The organism is Clostridium punense (assembly GCF_017874425.1).
Taxonomy (GTDB): Bacteria; Bacillota; Clostridia; order Clostridiales; family Clostridiaceae; genus Clostridium_J; species Clostridium_J punense.
Window position 1 is genome coordinate 21,240 of record NZ_JAGGLL010000024.1, and the last position, 24,131, is coordinate 45,370.

A 24,131-nucleotide genomic window follows, 5' to 3' on the forward strand; every position below is an offset into this window, starting at 1 on the left:
CAAAATTATTACCCTTAATATTATATAACAAATTATAAATAAAAGAAATAATTAATACTAATTATTAGTTATAAGTAATTATTAATTATTTATTAACTAACTTACTGTAATAGCTTAGTTAAATTTCCACTGAAAATTATATATTCTAAATGTAGTGCTCTTGTTAACGCTACATATAATAACTTTTTATCAAGGTCATTATCTATATAATTTTCATCATCACAGTTGTATATAATAGTAGCATCAAATTCAAGTCCTTTAGTCATATAGCTAGGAATTATAATCCTTTCCATGTTAATATTGTTCTCATTTTCTCCAATTAAAACCCAGGTAAAGGAAGAATTTTTACTTAATTTTTTACTTAATTCCTTACATTGACTTAGGGTTTTGCAAATTATAGCAACGGAATTCTTTTTCTTTCCATAAACCTCATTAACTATAGTATCAATTAATTTAACTTCTTCATCTTTAGATGGTACTCTTATATTCTTAGGCATTTCACCATGCCTTAGCACTGGCATAGCTGGTATTAAGTTTAAATTTTGTTTTTCTAAAACTCTATTAGCTACACTTATTATTTCAACTGTGGAACGGTAGCTTTGTGATAGCGCTATATATGTTGCGTCCTGCTTAAAAACACCTTCTATAAGCTTATTCCATGATGCTATCCCTTTATAGTTGTAAATCCCTTGTCCTAAATCCCCTACAATAGTCATAGAACTGTTTTGAGATATTTCATTTAATAGATGCATCTGAAAATAACTGTAATCTTGAGCTTCATCTACCACTAGATGCATAAATTTTTCTAAATTAGTTCCTTCAAATTTTAATTTTAAATAAGTTAAAGGGGTCAAATCATCACTATCAATAAGTTTCTTCTGAGAATTTCTATTTAGCTCTTCTCTCATATACTCATACAACTTTTGAGGAATTGTATCCTTAGTAATCTCTTTAAAAGTTGCTTCATTATTGAATAATTCTATATAGCATTTATACAAGTCTAGAGACTCCCAATTTGAAAAAAACTCTTTTAAAGCTTTATTACTGTTTACTTTTAAAGATTTTTTCTTTTCATCTCTTTCATTATAAACACTAATTATTTGTTTTCGCTTTTCTTCCTCAGAAATATTTATAGCTAATTTTATATCTTTAACCCTAAAACCATAGTCTCTGTCAATAAGTTCTTCAACAGAAAAAACTTTATCTTTAACCTTTTGTTTAAAATATTTTTTAATCTCTTCTTTTCTTCTCTTCACTGGTAAGTGAGCTAAATCTCTAATATAAAGCTTTTTAATTTCCTTTGATGTAAAAAGAGTGTACCCTTCTACCTCTATATCTTCCACATCACTATCCTTTGACTCTAAAAATTTAATATACCTATCTAAAATAGACTTAAAAGCCAAGGATCCCTTAACTTTACTAGAAGAAGTTATATATTTTACACTATTTATTTGCTCTTCTTCCATAATTTTAGCTAGCTTCTCATCCTTTGTGATTATTTTTCCTTTAATTTTCAATATCTCCATACACAACTCTTCATAGGTATTTTGCTTTACGCTATAAACTCCCAAATTGGGTAACACATCAGATATGTAATCTATAAATAATTTATTTGGTGCTACAACTAATATATTTTCATTTTTTTCTTCATTTCCATAGGTATAAATAAGATAAGCTAATCTATGAAGAGCTACAGTGGTTTTCCCTGAGCCTGCTGACCCTTGTATTATAATAGGCTTATTTTTATATGCACGTATAATTTCATTTTGTTCCTTTTGAATTGTAGCAACAACATCCTTTAGCTTTTTGCTCATACTTTGCTCTAGGTTTAACTTTAAAAACTCATCTATAAGTTCATTTCCCTCAGCAGATGTTTTTACAATCAATTCATTAATACCCTCATCAAAGATTTCTTCTAGTCCTCCATCTTTCACAAGGAACTTTCTCTTTAGAGATAAATCTCCTTCAATTATTCCCATTGGAGATGCGTAATATGATTGTCCAAAGGTTCCACTATAGTATAAGTTTGCAATAGGGGCTCTCCAGTCAATTACCACTTCTTCATTATTTTCTTCATCATTTAATCCAAACTTTCCTATATAAAAGCTTTCTTTTTCTCTTCTTTTTTCCCTAAAGTCTATCCTAGCAAAGTAAGGCTGTTCTTTAGCCTCTTCGTACTTATGGAGATTTTTATTTATAAAATCAAAAATCTGTTGGGCTAGAATTAAGTCATCACTATATGTTCCTCCAGAAGATTTTTTTAAAGTAGAAATTTTTTTATCATAATCATTAAACTTATTTTTGGTTTTATCCAATTCCTCATGAATCCAATTTTTTGTAGTTATAAACTTCTCTCTTTCCCTAAGGGTTTCAGCTTTTTCAATAGCCATACAACTTCACCCACCTTAAATAAAGTAATTGTTTTTTACTAGAAGAATATTATAATAATATATTATAGCAATTTAGTCTATAGAAAAACATTTTTAGGAGTTTTTATGATAAAAATTAGCGAGGACGCCATAGATTATTTAAGAAAAAATAATTATGTAGTATTGTTAAAACTGGTTAATACAAGTTTGTGTTGAGGCACTACCCCTGTTAAAACCCCATGGATTGAGGTTAAAAAACATGTAGAAATTAATGAAGATTATAATTTATTTCAATACGAAGGTATAAACGTTTATATTCACAATGGGCTTTACATTGAAGAAGATGCAACTATTAAGCTTAATAAGAAGCCATCCTTACTTGGAAACAAACTTTCATTTGAAGGAATCACTCTTAAAACCTAAAATATTTTGCTTTAAAATTTAACATTATTAAATTTTCTTACAGAGGACATTCAATTAATTTTCTATTGTTTCTCTAACGCAAAATATACCGTAGAAAATAAAACTACTTATAAAATTTATGTAGCACAATATAAAAGAGAGCCTAAAAGCTCTCTTTTATTCTTCTTCGTCTTCTTCAACAACTTCATACATTGATTCAGCTCTCGACATATAAAGTATGCCATCTAAGTGATCAATTTCGTGACAAAAGGCTCTAGCTAATAATTCCTTTGCAGTATATGCAATCCTCTCACCTTTTTCGTTTAACCCTTCAACAACAACCTTTGTAGGTCGTACAACTTCACCCTCATAACCAATATAACTTAAACACCCTTCATAATCACACTCACTGCCACTAGCTTCAACTATTTCTGGGTTAATAAGTATAATAGGCTCTCCTCCACTTCTTAAATCAATAAGAATTACTCTTTTTAATATACCTATTTGTGGTGCTGCTAATCCTATGCCTGTGCCATCATATAATGTATCCTTTAAATCTTGAATGATGTCCAAAACATCTTTATTAATTTCTTTTATGGGCTCACAAATTGTACTTAATCTCTTGTCACCATATTGTAAAATTTCTCTTACTGCCATTGCTAGTCCCCCTATCATATATTTAACTTATATAATATTTATAGACACATCTCATCCCTTATTGACAACAATGAATAAATGCACCCTAAAAACTATAGAATTTAAATAAAAATACATACATTGATTTGGAATATAATTTTATTTGAATCTATATTTAAGTAAAATCATATTACATATATTATATACTATTTTTTTTATATTGAGAACTGGATATTTATACTTATACTATATTGCTGTGCTTTTAATTCTTAAGCTAATGGAAAGAGCGGAGTTAATTACTCCGCTCTTTTATTTTGCTTTTCCATCATATCTTTAACTTTCATTAATCTTGTTAATGCACTTCTTTCGTTTTCATCTAGTTTCATCTTTATATATTTTATAGTTTCATTTAGCTGTGGAATGGTCATATACTCAAGGGCATTAACCCTTCTTCTTGTTTTTTCAATCTCATCAGCCATTAACTGGCATGACTTTTCTACCTCAGCAAGTTCTAAAAGCCTTGGTAATATAGAGTAAAGATGCTCAATAGAATCGTCTAACTCAGAAGATGTAGTTGCAAATCCATAAGGGTAAATACTTCCTGGATCATCCTCTAGCTTTCGAATAAACTTCATCACTGGCACGTTAACGCTCATTACATTTTTATGGCCTACCTGAACAGATATGCTTTCTTTTGGATAAGCTATTGCTTCTTCTAGAAACTCTGGAGATATAGCAGCAGACGCCATGAGAAACTTTTTAAAGGATAATTGAAGCTTATCCTCAACCTCAGTCCTTAACTTATTATTATATTTAATAAGTTCTATAAACCTTCTCATTAACTCGTCTTGTTTATCTTTTAATAGCTTATGGCCTCTTGTTGCAGTCACTAATCTTTTTTTTAGCTTAGAAAGCTCCATTCTAGTAGGATTAACATTAAGCCTAGCCATTATTACTCATCCCCTCTTTGAGGTAAATACTTCTCTAAATACTCATCCCTAATTCTCTTAAGCTCTGATTTTGGTAATATGGTTAGTAATTCCCAGCCTAAATTTAAAGTTTCTTCAATTGTTCTATTAGATGTGAAGCCTTGTGATACATATTTTTTTTCAAAGGCTTCAGCAAATTTAGCATATTGCTTATCAGTATCAGAAAGTGCAGATTCGCCAAGGATAACTGCTAACTCTTTTGCTTGTTTACCTTGTGCATAAGCAGCAAAAAGCTGGTTCATAGTATCTGCATGATCTTCTCTTGTTTTATTTTTTCCAATACCCTTATCTTTTAATCTTGATAGAGATGGTAGTACATCAATTGGAGGCATTATGCCCTTTTTATACAATTCTCTACTTAATATTATTTGTCCCTCTGTAATATATCCAGTAAGGTCAGGAATTGGGTGTGTCTTATCATCCTCTGGCATTGTTAGTATTGGAATTTGTGTTATAGAACCTGGAGTATCTTTAATCCTTCCAGCTCTTTCATATAACATTGCTAGGTCAGTATATAAGTACCCTGGATATCCTCTTCTTCCTGGAACTTCCTTTCTTGCTGCTGAAACTTCACGAAGTGCCTCACAATAATTTGTTATATCTGTCATTATAACAAGAACGTGCATACCTTTTTCATATGCCAAGTATTCAGCAGTAGTTAAGGCCATTCTAGGTGTAGCTATTCTTTCTATGGCAGGGTCATTTGCTAAGTTCATAAATAATACAGTTCTATCTATAGCCCCTGTTTTAGTAAAGTCATCTACGAAAAATTGAGCCTCTTCAAAAGTAATGCCTATAGCTGCAAAAACAACAGCAAACTTTGAATCAGAATTTAGAACTCTTGCCTGCCTTGCAATTTGTGCTGCTAGCTCAGCATGAGGTAATCCTGAACCAGAAAATACTGGGAGCTTTTGCCCTCTAACCAAAGTATTAAGTCCATCTATCGCAGAAATACCAGTTTGGATAAATTCTGATGGATAGTTTCTTGCAACTGGATTTATTGGTTCTCCGCTAATATCCATTCTTGTCTCAGGAATAATTTTAGGACCTCCATCTTTAGGTCTTCCAAGTCCATCAAATACTCTTCCTAACATATCCTCTGAAACTCCTAGCTCAAGAGGTCTTCCAAGGAAGGTAGCCTTACTTCCTTTTAGATTTATACCTGCAGAGCCTTCAAAAAGCTGAACCATGGCTTTATCTTCGCTTATTTCAAGTACTCTTCCTCTTCTTTTTTCACCAGTTTGAAGCTCAATCTCAACTAATTCATCATAGGTTACGTCCTTAACTTTTTCAACTACCATCAAAGGCCCAACTACTTCTGAAACTGTTCTGTATTCCTTAAACATCAGCTACACCTCCTTCTGTTATTAATCTTTGGATTTCTCTTTCTAATTCTTCTTGGATTTCGTCTATTTTACTTATTCCGCTCTCATCTATATATTTAGCTCTTGCAATTTTATCCCTTAGTGGAAGAGCTAAAATCTTGTCTAAATAAACACCATTATCTAGTGCTTTTACACCTTGTTTAAAGAAATTAATAACTAGTTTAAGCATTTTATATTGTTTATCTAAAGAAGCATAAGTATCAACCTCATGGAAAGCATTTTGTTGAAGATAATCTTCCCTTATAGATTTTGCCGCTTCTAATTTTAATCTATCTGCTTCTGATAAAGCATCTATTCCAACTAAACGAACGATTTCTTCAAGGTTTGCCTCTTCTTGTAACAATGCCATAGCTTCAATTCTTAACTCAGTCCAATCCTTAGCTACGTTCTCATTCATCCAAGTGCCTATTTTTTCTAGATATAAGGAGTAAGAGTTTAGCCAATTAATTGCTGGAAAATGTCTTCTATAAGCTAAGTTCGCATCAAGACCCCAGAATACTTTAACTATTCTAAGGGTTGCTTGAGTAACAGGCTCTGAGAGGTCTCCTCCTGGTGGTGAAACTGCACCGATTACAGTTAGTGCACCTTCTCTTTCATCCTCACTTAAACATACTACTTTCCCAGCCCTCTCATAAAATTCAGCAGCTCTTGATCCTAAGTATGCAGGATATCCTTCATCACCAGGCATCTCCTCAAGTCTACCAGACATTTCTCTTAAAGCTTCAGCCCATCTTGATGTAGAGTCTGCCATAATAGCTACAGAGTACCCCATGTCTCTAAAATATTCTGCAATAGTTATTCCGGTATAAATGGAAGCTTCTCTTGCTGCAACAGGCATGTTTGATGTATTTGCAATAAGTACAGTCCTCTTCATTAGAGATTCACCGGTTTTAGGGTCTTTTAATTCCGGGAACTCATTAAGTACGTCTGTCATCTCATTACCACGTTCACCACAACCAACATAAACTACTATTTCAGCATCTCCCCATTTAGCTAACTGATGCTGAACTACAGTTTTACCACTTCCGAAAGGACCAGGAACACAAGCTGTTCCACCTTTAGTTACTGGGAAAAATGTATCTATTACTCTTTGGCCAGTAGTTAGTGGTTCAGCTGGATTTAACTTTTGTTTATAAGGTCTTCCTCTTCTAACGGGCCATTTTTGCATTAAAGTTAGCTCTTTTATCCCGCTAGTTGTTTCTACTTCACAAACTACAGTATCAACTGTAAAAGTTCCACCTTTAATAGTTCTTACTATTCCTTCTATGCTATTAGGAACCATAATTTTTTGTGTAATTATAGAAGTTTCTTTAACTGTTCCTATGGTATAGCCGCCGGATACTTTGTCACCTTCTTTTACAGTAGGCACAAAATCCCATAATTTTTCTCTATCTAAAGGAAAAACACTTACACCCTTTGTTAAAAAGTTTCCAGCCTTATCCCTTATAGCATTAAGAGGTCTTTGTATTCCATCAAACATGGCTTCCATAAGTCCTGGTCCGAGTTCTACACTTAGGGGTTCGCCTGTAGTTTCTACAGGAGCACCTGGACCTAGTCCAGTGGTTTCTTCATATACTTGAATTGAGGCTCTATCTCCTCTCATCTCGATTATTTCACCAATAAGACCTCTTTCTCCAACTTTAACAACGTCATATATATTAGCTTCGTCCATGTCCTTAGCAACAACTAAAGGACCTGAAACTTTTACTATTTTACCTATCTTCAAGTTTCTTACCTGCCTTTCTATAAAATATTAACACCTACAGCCTTCTCAACATTATCACTAATTCTTTTCTTTCCTATATTTAAACTTCCTTGATTACTTGGTATTAAAATGATTGCAGGAATCATTTTTGTATTATATCTTTGAATAGTTTCTTCTAAATGTTGAGCAAGTTGTTCTGTTACAAAAATTACAGCATAATTTTCAAAGGCCATTCTATCGATTCTCTTTCTTGCTTCCTCAACTTCAATTACAGGAAAAACATCTATGCCGATTGCTTTGAAGGCTAAAATTGAGTCCTTATCGCCTACTACTCCTACCTTATGCATATATGTCACGCAACCTTTCTTTGATTACTTCTGTTGGAACATTATTTATCTTTCCAACCATTATAATCCTTATGATTTTAATTTCATTCTCCTTGGCTAAGATATAAGAGACTATTGGCTCTGGTCCAAAGTTAATTCTTTTTGCATCTTTAGCTTTATCAATTATATAATTATCAAAAAGAACTTCTATAGAAGAAAAGTTACCTGTACTGTTATATTCCTCTAAAATTGATGTTAATATTTTCGTATAAGAAGACTTGGAAATACTATTAATAAAATTTTCTAAAGTATCATTAATTCCATATATAAATATAGATTTTTCTATGTTTCCTTCAGGAATTAATATATTCTCAAGAAATTTACTATCTTTATTTTGTTTCTTTACTCTTAACATAGACTTAATATTTGCTATATCAATTGAAGATTTAACATAATTGATAATAAATTCTATTTCAGTATCTAGAGCACTCTGTAGAATGTGTTTATACATATATTTATCTAATATAATGTCCACATTCTGTGGATCCTTACTTTGTGAAAAGTCTTCCTCTACCTTTTTAATGGCTTCTCTCATCAATGGAGGTAAATCTTTTATTTCCCCTGAAAGCACCATTGTTTTTAAGTTCTCAACGGAAACTGTCCCAATAGGAATTAAAAGACTGGTAAAATCCCTGCCTCCTAATTTTCCCTTTTCTAAAACTTTAATATTATGGTAATCATATCTTAGACTCATAATATCTACAATAGATTTATCAGGTGTTAGCTTATACATATTTGAATATAAGTTTTTTAATTGTTCCCTCAGCATATCTTCATAACTATGCACATTATTAACATCGCTAAGGCTTTCCCCGTACTCAGTTTCTTGAAGGATTTTAAGAACTTCTTCTGGGGTTTCACCTTCTAATAATCTTTCTATCTTAACTTTATCAAGGAGTCTTTTTTCAATAACTCTTAATCGAGCTACAGCATGGGTAAAATCCATTCTGTCCATTTTGTTAAACCTCCTTAGTTTCCATCAAATAAAATTTTATTTACCCCATATTCAAGTTCATCTCTGAAGGAGGAAATCATTGACTTAAAAGAGTTATTTATTTCAATTCCACCTTTAGTTAAAATATATCCACCATTTAAATCCCTAGTCTCATCGCTAAACTCTATGTTACCTATTTTGCCATTAGCAATTAGCATATTGTTTAACTCCTCTAAAAAGTTCTGTGGAAGTTTAGCTTTGTCATCAATGGACATGATTATTTTTTCATCTCCATCTATATCCAAAGACAATATGGAAGTTTTTACATATTGTTGAAACACCTCTAGATTAATCTTAGATAGCCTATGTTCTGCTTCCTTAAAAACCTTATCCATTACCTCCTGCTTTGCTAAAAGTTTTTTATTTCTTACCTCTAGCTCTGCTTTAGATATAGCTCTATCAATAATGGCTTTTGCCTCTAAAGTTGCACTTTCAAGAATTATCGAAGTAACCTTACTTGCGGCTTCAACTTTTTTACTTATTATTTCTGCTTCTTTGTTTTGAGCTTCCTTTAATATACTATCTGCTTTAAATTCAGCATCTTTAATTATCTTAGAAGTTAAGTTTTCTAAATTAGACATGTACTTCACACCCTTAATTAAAAGTTAGCACTAGTTACTAGTAGTAATGACATAACGAAACCTAATAAAGCATATGTCTCAACCATTACTGTTAATATAATACCCTTTGTATTGTGCTCTGGTCTCTTTGCAAGAATTTGCACTGCAGAAGCTGCGGTTCTTGCCTGCGAAATAGCAGATTTCCAGCCTGCAAAAGCTATTGGTAAACATGCAATTAATAAATACGCTCCATTAGCAAGGCTCATATCAGCTGATAATTGTAATGAAACTAACAGTGCTATAACGAAACCATATAGACCTTGTGTACCAGGTAATAACTGAAGAATTAATGCCTTACCAAATTTTTCTGGTTCCTCTGTTAAAAGTCCCGAAGCAGCTTCACCAACCATACCAACACCTCTAGCTGATCCAATTCCAGGCATTGCTGCAGCAAGTGCAACTCCTAATGCTCCTAGGAAAATCCCTCCAAATTCTGTGAATAATTGTAACATAATTTATTCCTCCTCATTATTTGTTATTTTTTGAAATATTATAGTACTTTGAAGTAAATTTAAGTGGTTCAAAGGCTTTACCTCCACCCTCATAAAACTTACCAAAGTATTCAAGATACTGTAATCTACTTGTATGAACATATGAACCTAAAGCATTAATTAATAAGTTAAAGATATGTCCGAAAGTGAAAATGATAACTGCAAATATTATTGCAAAAATTGATTTCCCTAACATACCTACCATAATGTTAAAGGCTGATCCTATAAAGCCTGTTGCTAGTCCTAAGGCAGCAAGTCTAGTATAAGATACTAAGTCTCCTACATAACCTGTAATTCCATATAAAGAGTAGAAACCAGTTCCTAGTTTTGCCCCAATGGATTTTTCTCCCCTTCCATGGGTAAGTATAATAAGAATCATTGAAATTACAGTAATAATCCCTGCAACTCTTACTATCTGTGGGCTAAGATTAAGAGACTCTCCTGAACCTAGTGCACTAACAGCCCATATAATCGACCCAGTTAATGTGAAATACCAAAGCCCCGCATCTAGGAATGCTGCTAGTGGTTTTCCATCTCTAATAAGTATATAAGCTTTAATTCCTAATCCAACAAATATTTGAATTAATCCCATAGCTATAGATACAAGCATTAATAAACCTACATCACTCTCAGGAGTCATCCAAACTGGTGGTATCTTAATTGCTCCTCCAAAATAACTTCCATAGAGCACACCCCAAACAATTGTGGATACACTTAAATAAAGAAACATCTTAACAGTTTTTCTCATATCTTTATCCAAATTGAATCTTGATAATGCAAAACCTGTAGCTAATAACATTAAGATTCCATACCCAGCATCAGATAACATCATTCCGAAAAACAGAATATAAAATGGTGCGAATAATGGTGTGGGATCTATTTCTTTATACCTTGGTATGCTATACATGGCAGTTATAGGCTCAAAAGCTGAAAACACACTGTTATTTTCTAGCAAGGTTGGAGCATCGTCACCTTCTGCTTCGGAAAATTCAATATAATAGTCCTCACCAAGAGTGTGATGTAAAACCTCCATGAACTTATCATGGCTTTTACTTGGATAATGTCCTTCCATAGCAATAATTTTGTCACTTTTCAGGAATTTTTCCATGGATTTAAGTCTAATTAACTTATTTTCGTAGTATTCATATACCATTTTAAATTCTTCTAAGTGTATTGCATAATTTTTAATTTCACCAGTAACTGTATTATTAGATTGCTTTAATTCATCAATTTTTTCTTTATAACCTTTAATAATCTCTTTTGGAACTCCCTCATAATTTAAGGAAGCCTTGCTAAAAGAATACTTTTTTAGTAACGCATTTGCTAACTCTTCTTCTTCTTTATGGAAAATCATGAGTAAATTAGCTTCTCTAGTATTTTCACTAATTACTTCTGCATAGTATCCCTGAAAACTTTCATGTAGCTCGTTTCTCACTGATTCCATAAACACTTGAGGAATAACTCCTAAAAAACTTATTGATGATTTTAAACTGTTAAGTCCAAGGAGCGGTGTATCTAAATTCGCCCAAGGTAGAAGTTCTTCAATATTGCTAAGAAGTTTAGATATTTCACTTTTGTTCTTATTAATAAGATTTTCTTTCTCCTTTAATTGGGCATAAATATCTCTCCAATTAGACTTTGAAACCATCTCTGATAGTGTTTCATAGGAAACGTCTTTTTTTCCCTCTTTCAAGCTTTTTATCATACCAACTTTAGTACTATACTCGCTTAAAAGATCTATTCCAAACTTAATTTTTGATAACTCACCTTCGATTTCAGATATTTCTATGCTCTCACTATTTCTTTTTAGTTCGTTAAAACTAGTTTCTTCATCATCTAAAAGATATGCAAACTCTACATTTTCAAAGTTTTGTAACTTTTCGAGCAAAGAATACTTTTGTGATTCAAAGGCTAAAAGCGTAAATTTATTCATCTTAACTATTGCCATTGAAATTCACTATCCTCTCAATTACTAAATTTACAGCTGAATTAAACTTATCCTGGTCAATATTTATTATTTTACTAATTTGCTCATCCCCCAATCTTATAATCGGTTCTGTTTTAACTCTTCCTTCTAGAGTAGCATTTTCCTTAATAGTTTTTGCTTCCTCCTCTGCTTTATTCACTAGAGAATCATATTGGCTTTCCCCTTGAATTTCTGCATTTTTTATAACACTTTTACTGCTTTCTATTGCCTTTTCTAGAATAGCTGCTGCAGTATTTTCTGCTTCCTTGATTTTACTAATTGCTTCTGTAGCCAAGATATCACCACCTTTAGTATGTTATATATTGATAGTAGGTATAATAATATAGTATGCAATACCATATTACACCATTGTGCTAACTTTTTAAAGTGTTATGTTATGTTTTTCACTATTATATCAAATTGTTAAACTTATTTCAACATTGTAACTTTTCTGAAAACTTATCATTATATTTAACTTTTATGTTCACAAATTATTTACATTTTAACTTCACTTACACAATTTGTCCAACTGAAATAATTACTAAGAATATTTTGTTAAACACGTTTATTTACATTGGTATTTTTTATATTTTTTTATTTTTTTAAATTCAATGAATACTTAGTATAACTTTGATTTTATTTAGTCACTTATAGACCAATGAAATATAGAAAACATCAAATTATAAGTTTAGCCCTCATTCCTTCTAATATTTAGGGAATCAATCGCTTGTATTCTTGATTCCCTAAATACTTTTGCACTAAATAAATGTTTAAAGCTAAATAATTTGTTATTTAAATAAATATATATGAATTATCAATATTTGAAAAGGCAATATAAAAATTTTCTTGTACAATCTTACCTTCATTTATAAAAGCTTTTATATTAAAATTAAACTTATGTACCACATAATCATTTAATTTTTTTACTCTCCCACTTTCAAGTAACCTTTCCTTAATAACTCTTTCCTCATTTTTTTCAATCTTGTTTTCTAAGAATATAGGAATACCCTTCTTTTTATTAAATCTTAGGTAGTCAAACTTAACAATATCCTTTATAAAATCGCTATTTTCTATGTTATTGCTTTCATTAAACTCTATAAATACCTTATAATAATCTGCTGAAGAAATATTTCTCTTAAAATAACCTTGTTTTTCAAAGAACTTAGATAATTCGTAGTAAAAATCAAAGGATGTTTCAAACTTCTTAGAACCAATGAAGCAATTTAAGATGTTGCTAAATTTACCGCTATTTAGATATTTGTCCACCACATGTTCTACTTTCTTTAAAATTATAAGTTCATCATAGGAAATATCTTTTGTTTTTAAAATTTCATAAGGAGGGTAAGGTGATGCAACCATTCCCCATTCAGCAGCTTCTTCCCTCATAGAAGAACCTTTTATAAGCTTTAAAAATCCCAACTGAAGCTCATCTGGCTTCACTTCATAAACTTGATTAAAGGAGTTTTTAAAGGACTGAAAATCCTCTCCTGGAAGCCCTGCTATTAAATCTAAATGTTGTTTAATATTTTTAAGTTTTTTCAGTTCCTCTACTTCTTTCTTTATGTCTGAAAAATCAATATGTCTATTAATATTCTTTAGTACTTGTTCATTAGTGCTTTGGACTCCTATTTCAAATTGAATGGTATTTGGCTTAGCAGCTGCTAGAATTTGTAATGATTCTTCATTTAAAAGGTCAGCTGAAATTTCGAAATGAAAACTGCAATCTCCTCCTTCTTTTATTAAGAAGCTCCAAATCTCATTTGCAAACTTTTTATTACAATTAAAAGTTCTATCCACAAATTTTACTAACCTTACTCCTTTTTTTATAAAGAACCTTAAATCCTCTTTAACTCTCTCAATTTCTAAGAAACGGACCCCATGAGTAGTAGAAGATAAGCAATACTTACAATTAAAAGGGCATCCCCTTGACCCCTCATAATATACAATTTTATTGCTTAAATCATCCTGTTCATTATATGGAAAAATAATTTTATTCATATCTATTAACTGCCTTTTCCCACCATAGAACACTTTATTATTTTTCCTAGTGTATAGTCCTTTTATTCGCGTAAAATCTACATTTTCTTTATGTACATACTCAATTATTTTATGTTGAATTAATTCTTTGTAGGTGTCCTCTCCTTCCCCCTCAATTACATACTCACCTGAATTTCTTTCTAAAAACTTCTCTGCATCAAAACTAGGCTCTGGCCCACCATAAAAAATTTCTATCTTAGGATTAATTAATCTGATTAGTGTAGTTATTCTATTAATGAACTCTACATTCCAGATATAACATGAAAAACCTAGAAAACTAGGTTTTTCAGCTAAAATATCCTCAACAACTCTCTCAGGTCTATCATTAATTGAAAACTCCATCAATTCACAACTATAGTCTAACTGTCTTGTATAAGCCTCTAAGTACCTGATTGCTAAATTACTGTGAACGAATTTGGAGTTAACACCAACTAAAACTACTTTCATATCTTTTTAAATTCCTCTCTTTTTGCAAACTATACTGAAGATGTTATCAGAGTGTTTTATATCTAAAACCTCGAAAAACTCTTTCAATACATTTATTATTTTTTCTTTTGAATTGTTTGTAAAGGGGTTTAAACAATTAATTTTAAAATCTTTTAAAGTCTTATCTGGTAGAGACACTTTTATATTTCCTCTAAAAGTTTGAAGGGGTTTTTTGTCTATATCCCAAATATATACATATCCATTATTTCTTAAGCAATCACTAATATGCTCAAATAATTTCTTTTTTTCTCTACCATTGACTATGTTATGCAAGGAAAAAAATAATATACAAGAATCATAATAATCGCTTTTCATACTTCCTGTATTTTCCCGTCCTTCTAGGTAATCTACATCTAAATCCTCATCATAGTATTTATAAACATTATAAATAACTCCATTATTATCTAATCCCACATCTAAAATATTGCCTCTAAACACTTCTTTTTCTAAACTAACAAAAATATTGTTCATAATTTCACCTCTTTGGAATATTTTACCATATATTTCTCCAAAGAGGTTTAAAATCCTTCTTAACTATATAATTTTCTATAATTTTCATAAAACATCAAAAGAAATCCAGAAGTAGTCTGATTTGCTCTTAACAGTATCTTGTCAGTTATTTTACTAAATCTTTCTTCTTTATTTTTTAGATTTTGAAATCTTCTCTCTATGCATACTGCATACTTAGTGTTTTCAGTAATATATTCTACTGGACTATTGAACTTAATTATCCCATGTCTAACATGATGTCTAAATCCTTTTGTAACCTCACTGATTACATAGGTTTCAAAGCCTTTGTGATTTCGCAATTTTCTCTTAGCATGGGCTGGTACAGTAGCATCCTGAATTAAATGGCATGCAGCTCCTAGAAAAAACATAGACTTCTCATATTCCTTATTTTTAGCGTAGCATATGGCAGTTTTATAGTACTTCATACACTCATCAGAAGCATTAGAAAATCCATAAAGACCTCCCCCTTCCTCATGATGGTAAAAATGATTTGTACTTTTAAAATCTGAATCAGCCCATACCACACCCTTATTCAAAGCTTCCTCATATTTCTTGAAAAATTCATATTCCTCCACGTATCCATCACTCTTCAGCATATCTAAGGCTTCTAAATTGATAAATTTATGCACTACACAATCTGTTCTTTTCACTTTTTTCTTTATAGGATTCACCATGTAAAGTACAACTTTCATAGTATTACTGTAAGTGTTTTCTATTCGCTTTTTCATAATTTCACCTTCAGTTTTAAAGTATTTGGATTTTTATAATTAATGTGTAAATTAATTTATGTTATTATAAGCCTTTATTAAAATTATATAACCAATTAAAAATAAGATTTAACTCTAATAAAATCCATGTTACTAGTATTTAGTTTTAATAATAATTTTATTTATATTTTCTTCTTAGTAATAATAATATTATTGAAACTATGGATGTCAAAGTTACAACTAGTAAACTTATATATAAATTATTTTTCATATATGCGGAATCCTTATTTTCATTTAACTTCATTGTGTATAAAATACCCGCATTATTTTCTAAAATTACTAGTTTATCATCTACCATTTTCATATTTGCGATACTACTTTTAGATCCTAATTGAACTAAACTTTTAGGTCTCTCTTTCATATTTAAGGACAAAATCTCATTACAAATCTTATCGTAAAAAAACATAGTATCTTTATTTGACAGAGCTCCTTTAGCATCAATACAAAACGCTCCCAGTGATGTTACCTCATTATGTTGGTAAATGGGTGCAGGTGGATTACTTCCAGGGTGCTTCTCTAAAAGAAAATCATTAACTTTCCCCTGCTGATCTCCGAACCTTGGAGAGTTTATAGGATCACCACCAGTAAAGTCAGGGAATCCATGCCAAACACCCTTTTTTACTTCATATATATAATCTGAATCATTAATAACAGGTCTTAAACCTCTATTCTCCATTCCCCCAACAGTTGCATAAATCTTTCCTTCACTAGAAAAATCTATTCCATTTATATTTCTTATCCCCCAAGCAAAGGTCTCATAAGCTTTAGTTGTTAAATTATATATAAGTATTGTAGAATTTCCAATGCTGTTCCCTTCAATAATTTGTCCTTTTATATTTTGAATGCCATTAGGTACAAAAGCTCCATTATTATTTTCTCCAAAACTTAATCCTTTTAAGGTTATTTTTTTTGCTGTATAGTCATGATGATTAGGATAGTTAGAAAGCCATGTATTATCTGGACCTACAACTCCAGAGTTTGTAGCTGATCCCACTGTAACAAAAAGGTACTCTCCCTTTATCTTCATTAACATTCTAGGAAAATCTCCATAGTTTGGAATGTTCTCTATACAAGTATCTATTTGCTTACTTTTAAGATCATAAGAAATAACCTTATCATTTGTAGCAATATATAGTTTGTTATTAAAATACTCAATGCTCCAAATATTAAAATTATTATCTTCAATTACCACATAACTCTTCCCATTCTTTTCAATGATTACAATCTTATCTTTAAAAGCTATGTAATAGCTATCTTCATTGTCTTTAGTAAAATCCACTGAGTTTTCTAACCCCTTGTACTTCAATTGTACTTCTATCTTTTTATCTGTGCAACTAATACTATACTGGTTATTATTTTTGCCTACCAAGAATACCGTCGTTATTGAAAATATTATTATCACTATCCATCCTATTAATTTCTTCATAATATCCCCCACCATATATTTTCTTATTTTATATATATATTTAATATATATTTTAAAGATATAAAATATAGAATTATTTGTTTGACTAAAATGGACATGAAAATTTTTATAATAATATTTACCAATCCCTTATAACCTGTTATGATAATTTGTATAATACATATACTATGTATTGTAGGTTTAAAACGAAGGAGGAATTATCTTGAAAGATCCAAGAATTATTACACTAGCTAAAAATTTAATTAATTACTCTTGTAAATTAAAAGCTGGAGAAAAAGTACTTATCGAAGCTATTGGCTTAGAAACACCATTGGTTACCGAATTAGTAAAACAAGCATATGCTGTTGGTGCTCTACCTTTTGTAACTATTAAGGATAAGGAAGTTGACAGAGCTTTACTAATGGGATGCTCACAAGAGCAAATGGAAATGATGGCAAAATATGAGGCTGCAAGAATGTCTGATATGGATGCTTATATAGGAATTAGAGCTGGAAATAATATTACTGAGCAATCAGATGTACCTTCAGAAAAAATGTCTATATACTCAAAATATCTTTGGGCTCCTGTACATGGTGGAATAAGAGTTCCAAAAACTAGATGGGTTGTGTTAAGATACCCTAACTATTCTATGGCTCAATCTGCTAACATGAGTACTGAAGGCTTCGAAGACTTCTATTTTAATGTATGTAACTTAGACTACAGCAAGATGTCTGAAGCTATGAATAACTTAGTTAATCTAATGGAAAGAACTGATAAGGTACATATTAAAGGCGAAGGCACAGATTTAACTTTCTCAATTAAGGGAATGAATGCTATTAAGTGTGCTGGTGAACTTAATATACCTGATGGTGAAGTTTATACTGCTCCTGTGAAAGATTCAGTTAATGGGGTTCTTTCTTACAATGCTCCTGCAGTATATCAAGGTTATACTTATGAAAATATAAGACTTGAGTTTAAAGATGGTAAAATTGTCAATGCTACTGCAAACAATACTGAAAAAATTAACAACATTTTTGATACAGATGAAGGTGCAAGATATGTTGGAGAGTTCGCAATTGGTGTAAATCCTTATATATTAACACCAATGAAAGATACATTATTTGATGAGAAAATCGCTGGTTCTATTCACTTCACACCAGGAAGTTCTTATGATGATGCCTTTAACGGAAACAAATCTGCTATTCACTGGGACTTAGTTTATATCCAAAGACCAGAATATGGCGGCGGAGAAATTTATTTTGATGATGTTTTAATAAGAAAAGATGGTTTATTTGTTATAGATGAACTAAAATGCTTAAATCCAGAAAACTTAAAATAAAAGAATAATAATTAAGACCCCCACATAAGTATTAATATATCATTTATGTGGGGGTTTTTATGGGAAAAGATACTTTTTATAGAGATACATTTATTTTAACTATATCAAATTTAGCAATGGGTATTTTAAGATTTATGTTTTCTATTATTCTATCAAGGCAGCTTGGTCCTGAAGGAGTTGGCCTATATGGACTTATTATGCCTATTTATGACTTATTCACTTGCCTTGTTTGCGGGGGGTTAGTAGCAGCCTTATCAAAAGAAACTTCAGCTTATTATGGGACAAACCACTTCAATAACTTAAATAAAAGTGTTAGTATTACCTTTGCTTTTACTCTACTTTGGTCAACAGCTATTACTATCATAATTTTCTTGGTTTCACCCTTAATAAGTAATTATATAATTAGAGATAGTCGTTCCTTATATTCTCTTTGGATTATCTGTCCTGCTTTAATCTTTATAGCCTTATCCTCTGTATATAAAGGATATTTTTATGGTGTATCTGAGGTAATTACTCCTTCAGTAATTGATATCTTGGAAAAAGCAGTGAGGATGGCGTTAATGGTAGGTGTTATTAGCTACTTTGCCTTCAAAGATATCAAATCTACCGTAGCAGCAACTTATTTTTCCTTTACTATTGGAGAAATTATAAGTTTTATTTTTCTTTATATATTTTTTAAGAGAAGCAAGAGAAAATTCATTCCTACAAGAGAAAAAAGTGAAAATCGAGCTCAACTCCTGTTCAATGTTTTAGTGGTTGCATTACCCCTTGCAGTAAATGGCTTTCTTTCTACGGCAATTCACAGCGTTTCTACCTTACTAGTTCCACTAAGATTAATGTCAGCAGGTTTTGATCATGTGGCTGCTCTGGAACTCATAGGAAAATTTAGCGGCATGGCCTTAGCTATTGTGTTCTTTCCAATTGTTATCGTATCTTCTATGTCTACTGTGCTAATACCAGACATATCTAAGAGCATAACTCAGAAAGATTTTGTTAATGTAGAAGCTAGAATAAGTGAAGTTGTAAAAATGTGTTTTCTACTTGGTGTGTCAACTCTATTAGTATGTTATCTGGTTCCAGATTCCTTAGGTAAACTATTTTTTAATAGAAGCGATTTAGGTGCATTCATTAAAAATGCAGCAATTAGTGCTCCCTTTCTCTATGCAGGAGCATGTAGCTATGGAATACTAAATGGACTAGGTAAACAAAAGGTAATACTTATAAACTCAATTATTACTTCCTTAATACAATTAGTCTTAATATTTATACTAATAGGAATACCATCAATTAATATTATGGGATATGGCATTGCAATGGCTGCTTCAGCTTTAATTGGTCTTGTAATGAATTTGTACGAAATATCAAAGGTTGTAACTTTAAGATTTTCTCTAGGTGAGTTCTTAATAATGAGCTTTTTAACAGTATTAATAGTAATTGCTGTAAATATTCTTAATTCAATTATTCCAAATACTTTATTCTTAATAAAAAATATAATTATAATTTCTATCGGGTTTTCACTATTCATTATTTCTACCTTTTTAGTTAGAAAATCATCATAATATTTTACTAGCAATAAGTACTTAAAGTTAAATTTATGGAACTTTTAAGGAATGTATAAAAGTACTTGATAACATGAAAGCCATGAAGAATAGATAAATTACTCTATTCTTCATGGCTTACTAGCTTTAATATTAAATTTTAATATATACACTTAGTCAACCCCATGTGTTGTCAATATATTCTTATTCCACTGGTTAAATTTTGCTTAAAAGTTTACGCGGAATAAGTCTAACTAGCTTTTGCGGAAGAGAGTTTAAATCCTTTCTTCTTACCCCGCCAATACTGAATAAAACTACAATATAAACTATTGCAGCTACAACAACTGAAATTAAGGTGCAAATAGCATTTAGCATATACCCTGATAAAATAACTGAGAATATCATATAAAATATTTTATAGGTTAATGCAGTTACAATCCACATAGAAACACTAGCAACTATTGGCTTGATACTTGGTTTGAGTAACTTAATTTTAATCTTCAGAGTGTTATTAATAAGTCTTTGACTAAGCAGAACCATAATTAAGAATCCTATCCCATTACCTATCACTGCTCCCAAAATATTTACAGAGGGAATGGCAACAAAAATGTAGTTTACAACTATTTTTCCTAAAAGTCCTATTAAGGAGTATACGGTAACCATTTTTACTTTCCCTAATCCTTGCAAAATTGATGTTTGTACTAATGAGAGACCAGTTAAAATTATAACTAAAGGGCCATAAGTAAACAATGGTGCTGCTTGGATATCATAGCCGATAAGTGTTAGAATTTGACTACTAAGTGCAGCAAGTCCAAAGGCACAAGGAGCAGCTATCATATATGTGACTCTATAAGTAGAATTCACACTAGATTTCAGTGCTTTTTTATCCTTAATAGCATTGTGTCTAGATATTATTGTTAGTATGGATATGGATAAAGACCCTATGATGGCCATAGGCACAGATACTAAAGTATTATACTGACTTAATACTCCCCATAGCTCTTCAACAATGTTACTGCTATAACCTGCAACTAATAGTCTTGACTTAACAATCTTCAAGTCTACAATCATACCTGAATTTTGAAGTGCTACCCCTATGGTTATGGGAACAGCATAAGCAACTATTCTATTAAATATTTGTTCATTTGAAAGTCGCTTAACCTCAAGGTTATTACTTACTTTAGGAATATTAAATCTCTTGTTTTTGTTGTAAGCATAAATCAAGTATAGTGCCGCTGCAAGAGCACCTAAAGTAGTTCCAACAGTTCCCCCTGCAGCTCCATAACTATCCCCAAAGGAAATTAGTATATACGCAAAGAGCAAACTAAACACTATGTTAAACACTTGTTCTACTACTTGAGATATTGCTGTAGGGGTCATATTACTTTTCCCCTGAAAATACCCCTTATATGAACATAAAACTGCAGTAATAAAAATAGTAGGACATAAAGCTTGAATTGCAAGAGTTGACCCTGAACTTTCTAGGTTTCTAGATAGTGGTCCTGCAAGAATAAACATAACCAAGGAAATAAATAATCCAAAAACTGCTAGCATTGACCTAGCAATTTTAAAAGTTTTTAAAGAATCCTTATAATTTCCTAATGCATCTAATTCAGCAACCATTTTAGATATAGCTACTGGAATTCCTGCATTAGCGAGAACATACACAAAAGAAAAAATTGAATAAGCTGAATAATATACTCCAAGTCCAGTCTTTCCTAAAATTCCTCTTAACACTGGTACGTATAAAAGAGATAGTACTTTTACTAGCAGCATTGAAGCTGTAAGCACAGCAAAGCCCTTGGCCGCTGACTGCTGTGTTAGCTTTGAACCTTCTTCCATACAAAACCTCCACTAAAATTTAAAAACATCGTTCTTAATCTTTTTTAATACAGGTGGTAGTGACTCTGCTACAGTTTTATTTTCTAAATACGAAAATTCTTGTGGAGTATCTTTAAAGGTAACCTTAAAGGCATATAAATATTGATAATCTAGTCCATACCTGTTTATAAAGAAACTATTAACCTTTTTATCTCCATACTTTGGGTCACCTACTATTGGGTTCCCTAGGTGAGCTAAGTGAGCTCTTAACTGATGACTTCTTCCAGTGATTAAATCTATCTCAATTAAGGAAAAAGTACCACAGCTTTGGATATTAGTTACTTCCATAGCAATTTTTTTAGAACCATTTACTTCATGGTCATATATTTTTGATACATTATTTTCCTCATTCTTGAGTATGTATCCCTCATAAATACCGTCTTTAATACGATCTTTAACCAATGCCATGTAATTTTTCTTTATTCTTCTTTCCCTAATCATCTCATTTAGAAGTTTTAAAGAAGTAAAATTCTTTCCAAAAATAACTACTCCTGAAGTATTTCTATCTAATCTATTACATGGTGCTGGAGTAAAAGTTAATTCCTTCTCTGGTTCATAATCTCCTTTGTCATAAAGATAGGACAATACATAATCAGTAAGAGTAGCATCTCCGCCTTTCTTATCACTATGAACTAATACCCCTGGCCATTTTTCAACCATTATAATATTTTCATCTTCATAGGTAATTTTAAGTTTATTATCAATTCTTTCAAAGCTTTTCTTTTCACTAGTTGTTGTTATATCCCTTATTTCTAATACATCACCTTCTACAAGGGAGTATTTCTCTTTAATCTTTTTCCCATTAACTTTTACATCACCTTTTCTGAAAGTCTTGTAAATAGCACTTAATGGTACATCCTTTAATAACTTTCTTACAAATTTATCACATCTTTGACCTGCTTCATTTATTCCTATATCTATTCTCATCTTTTCCTCCATTAAGCTGAAATGCAGCTTTAGTTATTATTTAAAAATTCATAAGCAGTAGCACAATGCAGTGCAACACCAACAGGAATGCAGTCCTCATCAATATCAAATAAGCTACTATGAGCTGGATGTATTATTCCCCTTTCTTTATTTCCACACCCTAGCCAATAAAACATAGCTGGTCTTTCAAGGGAAAAATAAGCAAAACTCTCAACTCCCATAGTTGGATCCTTTACAAAATTGATGTTTTCATCTCCAATAGTATTACTTGCTACTTTATGAAAAAATTTATACATATTATCATCATTATATAAGCACGGATAGCTTTCTTGAATATCTATTTTGCAACTACCTCTAAAAGCTTTAACCACTGACTCTGTTATTTCCACTAGCCTTTCCTTAACATACTGTCTATCTTCCAGCTTCATAGTTCTTATAATTCCACTAATTGTTACTTCTTCTGGAATTATGTTTTGAGCAGTTCCTCCATTAAAGGTTCCTATAGTCACTACAGCTGGCGAAGTAGGACTTACTTCCCGGCTCACTAAGGTCTGTAATGCTACCACCACATTACTTCCAATAACTATTGGGTCTATGGATTTATGAGGACTAGCACCATGGGCCCCTTTACCATAAATAGTTATATTAAAAGGATTTGAAGCTGCATATACTACATCATTCTTTATTCCTATGGTACCAACTGGTGAACCCTCGTCTACATGGCAACCAATTATGGCATCAACATAAGGATTCTCAAGAACTCCCTCAGCTATCATTGGTCTTGCTCCACCAACAGTTTCTTCTGCTGGTTCAAACAATACTTTAATATTACCACTAAATTCACTCTTAATGGAATTCATTATTTTTGCTGCTCCCAAGGCCATAGTGGTATGTGCATCATGACCACAAGCATGCATCTTACCTAACTCCTTAGATGAATATAGGGTATTCTTTTTATCCATTAGCGGCAATGCATCCATATCCGCTCTAATTGCAATTGTCTTCTCTTTTACAGTAGGTTTTTTACCCCTTATAATTGCCTCAATACCTGTTTGAGCAACAACTCTATACTCTATTCCTTCTCTTTCCAAAAACTCTCTAACCTTTTGTGAGGTTCTATGTAATTCAAATCCTAACTCAGGATTTCTATGAAAATCTCTTCTTATTTCAATTAGTTCATCTTTAATTTTATTAGACATAACTAAAAAATCCATATTAATACCCCCATAAAAAAATAATAGACATCTCTATGTCTATTATAGTCTTAATTTGGAAAACTTATTATTAATACTCCAAAA

20 protein-coding genes are annotated in these 24,131 nt (G+C 31.4%); 2 read left to right on the plus strand and 18 right to left on the minus strand.

The features are described 5' to 3' along the window. Window positions 1-101: 101 nt before the first annotated feature. The 15 genes from helD to J2Z44_RS14755 form a co-directional block, all read right to left on the minus strand. Window positions 102-2,390 carry an RNA polymerase recycling motor HelD gene (gene helD, locus J2Z44_RS14685; protein WP_209649746.1) on the minus strand — a complete coding sequence of 763 codons (2,289 nt, stop codon included), beginning with the start codon at window positions 2,388-2,390 and terminating at the stop codon, window positions 102-104. Window positions 2,391-2,948: 558 nt separating this feature from the next. Continuing rightward, a complete protein-coding gene (gene def / locus J2Z44_RS14690; protein ID WP_021284972.1) occupies window positions 2,949-3,428 on the minus strand; it encodes a peptide deformylase in 480 nt (159 codons plus the stop codon). 275 nt (window positions 3,429-3,703) lie between these two features. Beyond that, entirely contained in the window at window positions 3,704-4,357 is a 654-nt protein-coding gene (locus J2Z44_RS14695) for a V-type ATP synthase subunit D (RefSeq protein WP_021284971.1), read from the minus strand. Window positions 4,358-4,359: 2 nt separating this feature from the next. Then, on the minus strand, window positions 4,360-5,742 hold the full coding sequence (locus J2Z44_RS14700; RefSeq protein ID WP_021284970.1) for a V-type ATP synthase subunit B: 1,383 nt from the start codon (window positions 5,740-5,742) through the stop codon (window positions 4,360-4,362). Beyond that, a complete protein-coding gene (locus J2Z44_RS14705) occupies window positions 5,735-7,507 on the minus strand; it encodes a V-type ATP synthase subunit A (protein WP_021284969.1) in 1,773 nt (590 codons plus the stop codon). Before J2Z44_RS14705 ends, J2Z44_RS14700 begins: the two co-directional genes overlap by 8 nt. A gap of 17 nt (window positions 7,508-7,524) precedes the next feature. After that, window positions 7,525-7,833, minus strand: coding sequence for a V-type ATP synthase subunit F (locus J2Z44_RS14710; RefSeq protein WP_021284968.1), 309 nt, complete (start codon window positions 7,831-7,833; stop codon window positions 7,525-7,527). Further along, entirely contained in the window at window positions 7,826-8,827 is a 1,002-nt protein-coding gene (locus J2Z44_RS14715) for a V-type ATP synthase subunit C (RefSeq protein ID WP_021284967.1), read from the minus strand. Before J2Z44_RS14715 ends, J2Z44_RS14710 begins: the two co-directional genes overlap by 8 nt. A 14-nt stretch (window positions 8,828-8,841) precedes the next feature. Then, window positions 8,842-9,447: a V-type ATP synthase subunit E gene (locus J2Z44_RS14720; protein ID WP_021284966.1), complete on the minus strand. Its 606-nt coding sequence runs from the start codon at window positions 9,445-9,447 to the stop codon at window positions 8,842-8,844. A 17-nt stretch (window positions 9,448-9,464) separates the two neighbouring features. Further along, the gene (locus tag J2Z44_RS14725) at window positions 9,465-9,938 is read right to left on the minus strand and encodes a V-type ATP synthase subunit K (RefSeq protein WP_021284965.1); all 474 of its coding nucleotides are present in this window, start codon (window positions 9,936-9,938) and stop codon (window positions 9,465-9,467) included. Window positions 9,939-9,954: 16 nt separating this feature from the next. Then, entirely contained in the window at window positions 9,955-11,925 is a 1,971-nt protein-coding gene (locus tag J2Z44_RS14730; protein WP_021284964.1) for a V-type ATP synthase subunit I, read from the minus strand. Then, window positions 11,912-12,238: a hypothetical protein gene (locus J2Z44_RS14735; protein WP_021284963.1), complete on the minus strand. Its 327-nt coding sequence runs from the start codon at window positions 12,236-12,238 to the stop codon at window positions 11,912-11,914. The genes J2Z44_RS14730 and J2Z44_RS14735 overlap by 14 nt, the downstream gene beginning before the upstream one ends. 497 nt (window positions 12,239-12,735) lie before the next feature. Next, the gene (locus J2Z44_RS14740; RefSeq protein WP_021284962.1) at window positions 12,736-14,427 is read right to left on the minus strand and encodes a B12-binding domain-containing radical SAM protein; all 1,692 of its coding nucleotides are present in this window, start codon (window positions 14,425-14,427) and stop codon (window positions 12,736-12,738) included. A 6-nt stretch (window positions 14,428-14,433) separates the two neighbouring features. Continuing rightward, complete coding sequence (locus J2Z44_RS14745) at window positions 14,434-14,937, minus strand: class I SAM-dependent methyltransferase (RefSeq protein WP_209649748.1); 504 nt, start codon at window positions 14,935-14,937, stop codon at window positions 14,434-14,436. A gap of 59 nt (window positions 14,938-14,996) precedes the next feature. Next, on the minus strand, window positions 14,997-15,704 hold the full coding sequence (locus tag J2Z44_RS14750; RefSeq protein ID WP_209649750.1) for a zinc dependent phospholipase C family protein: 708 nt from the start codon (window positions 15,702-15,704) through the stop codon (window positions 14,997-14,999). 157 nt (window positions 15,705-15,861) lie between these two features. Continuing rightward, window positions 15,862-17,169 (minus strand): hypothetical protein, encoded by a 1,308-nt coding sequence (locus J2Z44_RS14755; RefSeq protein ID WP_021284958.1) that lies wholly within the window; start codon window positions 17,167-17,169, stop codon window positions 15,862-15,864. Window positions 17,170-17,371: 202 nt separating this feature from the next. On the opposite strand from J2Z44_RS14755, the gene J2Z44_RS14760 reads away from it, so the two are divergent. Continuing rightward, window positions 17,372-18,487: an aminopeptidase gene (locus J2Z44_RS14760; RefSeq protein WP_021284219.1), complete on the plus strand. Its 1,116-nt coding sequence runs from the start codon at window positions 17,372-17,374 to the stop codon at window positions 18,485-18,487. A gap of 59 nt (window positions 18,488-18,546) precedes the next feature. Further along, the gene (gene spoVB / locus J2Z44_RS14765; RefSeq protein ID WP_021284218.1) at window positions 18,547-20,046 is read left to right on the plus strand and encodes a stage V sporulation protein B; all 1,500 of its coding nucleotides are present in this window, start codon (window positions 18,547-18,549) and stop codon (window positions 20,044-20,046) included. Window positions 20,047-20,241: 195 nt separating this feature from the next. On the opposite strand, the gene J2Z44_RS14770 is transcribed toward spoVB, so the two are convergent. From J2Z44_RS14770 to J2Z44_RS14780, 3 genes are read right to left on the minus strand one after another with little or no spacing between them, the layout of a single operon-like run. After that, window positions 20,242-21,867 (minus strand): putative polysaccharide biosynthesis protein, encoded by a 1,626-nt coding sequence (locus J2Z44_RS14770; RefSeq protein WP_021284217.1) that lies wholly within the window; start codon window positions 21,865-21,867, stop codon window positions 20,242-20,244. A 12-nt stretch (window positions 21,868-21,879) separates the two neighbouring features. After that, entirely contained in the window at window positions 21,880-22,833 is a 954-nt protein-coding gene (locus J2Z44_RS14775; protein WP_021284216.1) for an RluA family pseudouridine synthase, read from the minus strand. 29 nt (window positions 22,834-22,862) lie between these two features. After that, window positions 22,863-24,047: a M20 metallopeptidase family protein gene (locus tag J2Z44_RS14780; protein ID WP_021284215.1), complete on the minus strand. Its 1,185-nt coding sequence runs from the start codon at window positions 24,045-24,047 to the stop codon at window positions 22,863-22,865. Window positions 24,048-24,131 lie beyond the last annotated feature (84 nt).

Coding starts and splice junctions, on each gene's coding strand:
- helD (WP_209649746.1), bottom strand. CDS start 2,390: ATGGCTATTGAAAAAGCTGAAACCCTTAGGGAAAGAGAGAAGTTTATA.
- def (WP_021284972.1), bottom strand. CDS start 3,428: ATGGCAGTAAGAGAAATTTTACAATATGGTGACAAGAGATTAAGTACA.
- J2Z44_RS14695 (WP_021284971.1), bottom strand. CDS start 4,357: ATGGCTAGGCTTAATGTTAATCCTACTAGAATGGAGCTTTCTAAGCTA.
- J2Z44_RS14700 (WP_021284970.1), bottom strand. CDS start 5,742: ATGTTTAAGGAATACAGAACAGTTTCAGAAGTAGTTGGGCCTTTGATG.
- J2Z44_RS14710 (WP_021284968.1), bottom strand. CDS start 7,833: ATGCATAAGGTAGGAGTAGTAGGCGATAAGGACTCAATTTTAGCCTTC.
- J2Z44_RS14715 (WP_021284967.1), bottom strand. CDS start 8,827: ATGGACAGAATGGATTTTACCCATGCTGTAGCTCGATTAAGAGTTATT.
- J2Z44_RS14720 (WP_021284966.1), bottom strand. CDS start 9,447: ATGTCTAATTTAGAAAACTTAACTTCTAAGATAATTAAAGATGCTGAA.
- J2Z44_RS14725 (WP_021284965.1), bottom strand. CDS start 9,938: ATGTTACAATTATTCACAGAATTTGGAGGGATTTTCCTAGGAGCATTA.
- J2Z44_RS14730 (WP_021284964.1), bottom strand. CDS start 11,925: ATGGCAATAGTTAAGATGAATAAATTTACGCTTTTAGCCTTTGAATCA.
- J2Z44_RS14740 (WP_021284962.1), bottom strand. CDS start 14,427: ATGAAAGTAGTTTTAGTTGGTGTTAACTCCAAATTCGTTCACAGTAAT.
- J2Z44_RS14745 (WP_209649748.1), bottom strand. CDS start 14,937: ATGAACAATATTTTTGTTAGTTTAGAAAAAGAAGTGTTTAGAGGCAAT.
- J2Z44_RS14750 (WP_209649750.1), bottom strand. CDS start 15,704: ATGAAAAAGCGAATAGAAAACACTTACAGTAATACTATGAAAGTTGTA.
- J2Z44_RS14755 (WP_021284958.1), bottom strand. CDS start 17,169: ATGAAGAAATTAATAGGATGGATAGTGATAATAATATTTTCAATAACG.
- spoVB (WP_021284218.1), top strand. CDS start 18,547: ATGGGAAAAGATACTTTTTATAGAGATACATTTATTTTAACTATATCA.
- J2Z44_RS14770 (WP_021284217.1), bottom strand. CDS start 21,867: ATGGAAGAAGGTTCAAAGCTAACACAGCAGTCAGCGGCCAAGGGCTTT.
- J2Z44_RS14775 (WP_021284216.1), bottom strand. CDS start 22,833: ATGAGAATAGATATAGGAATAAATGAAGCAGGTCAAAGATGTGATAAA.
- J2Z44_RS14780 (WP_021284215.1), bottom strand. CDS start 24,047: ATGGATTTTTTAGTTATGTCTAATAAAATTAAAGATGAACTAATTGAA.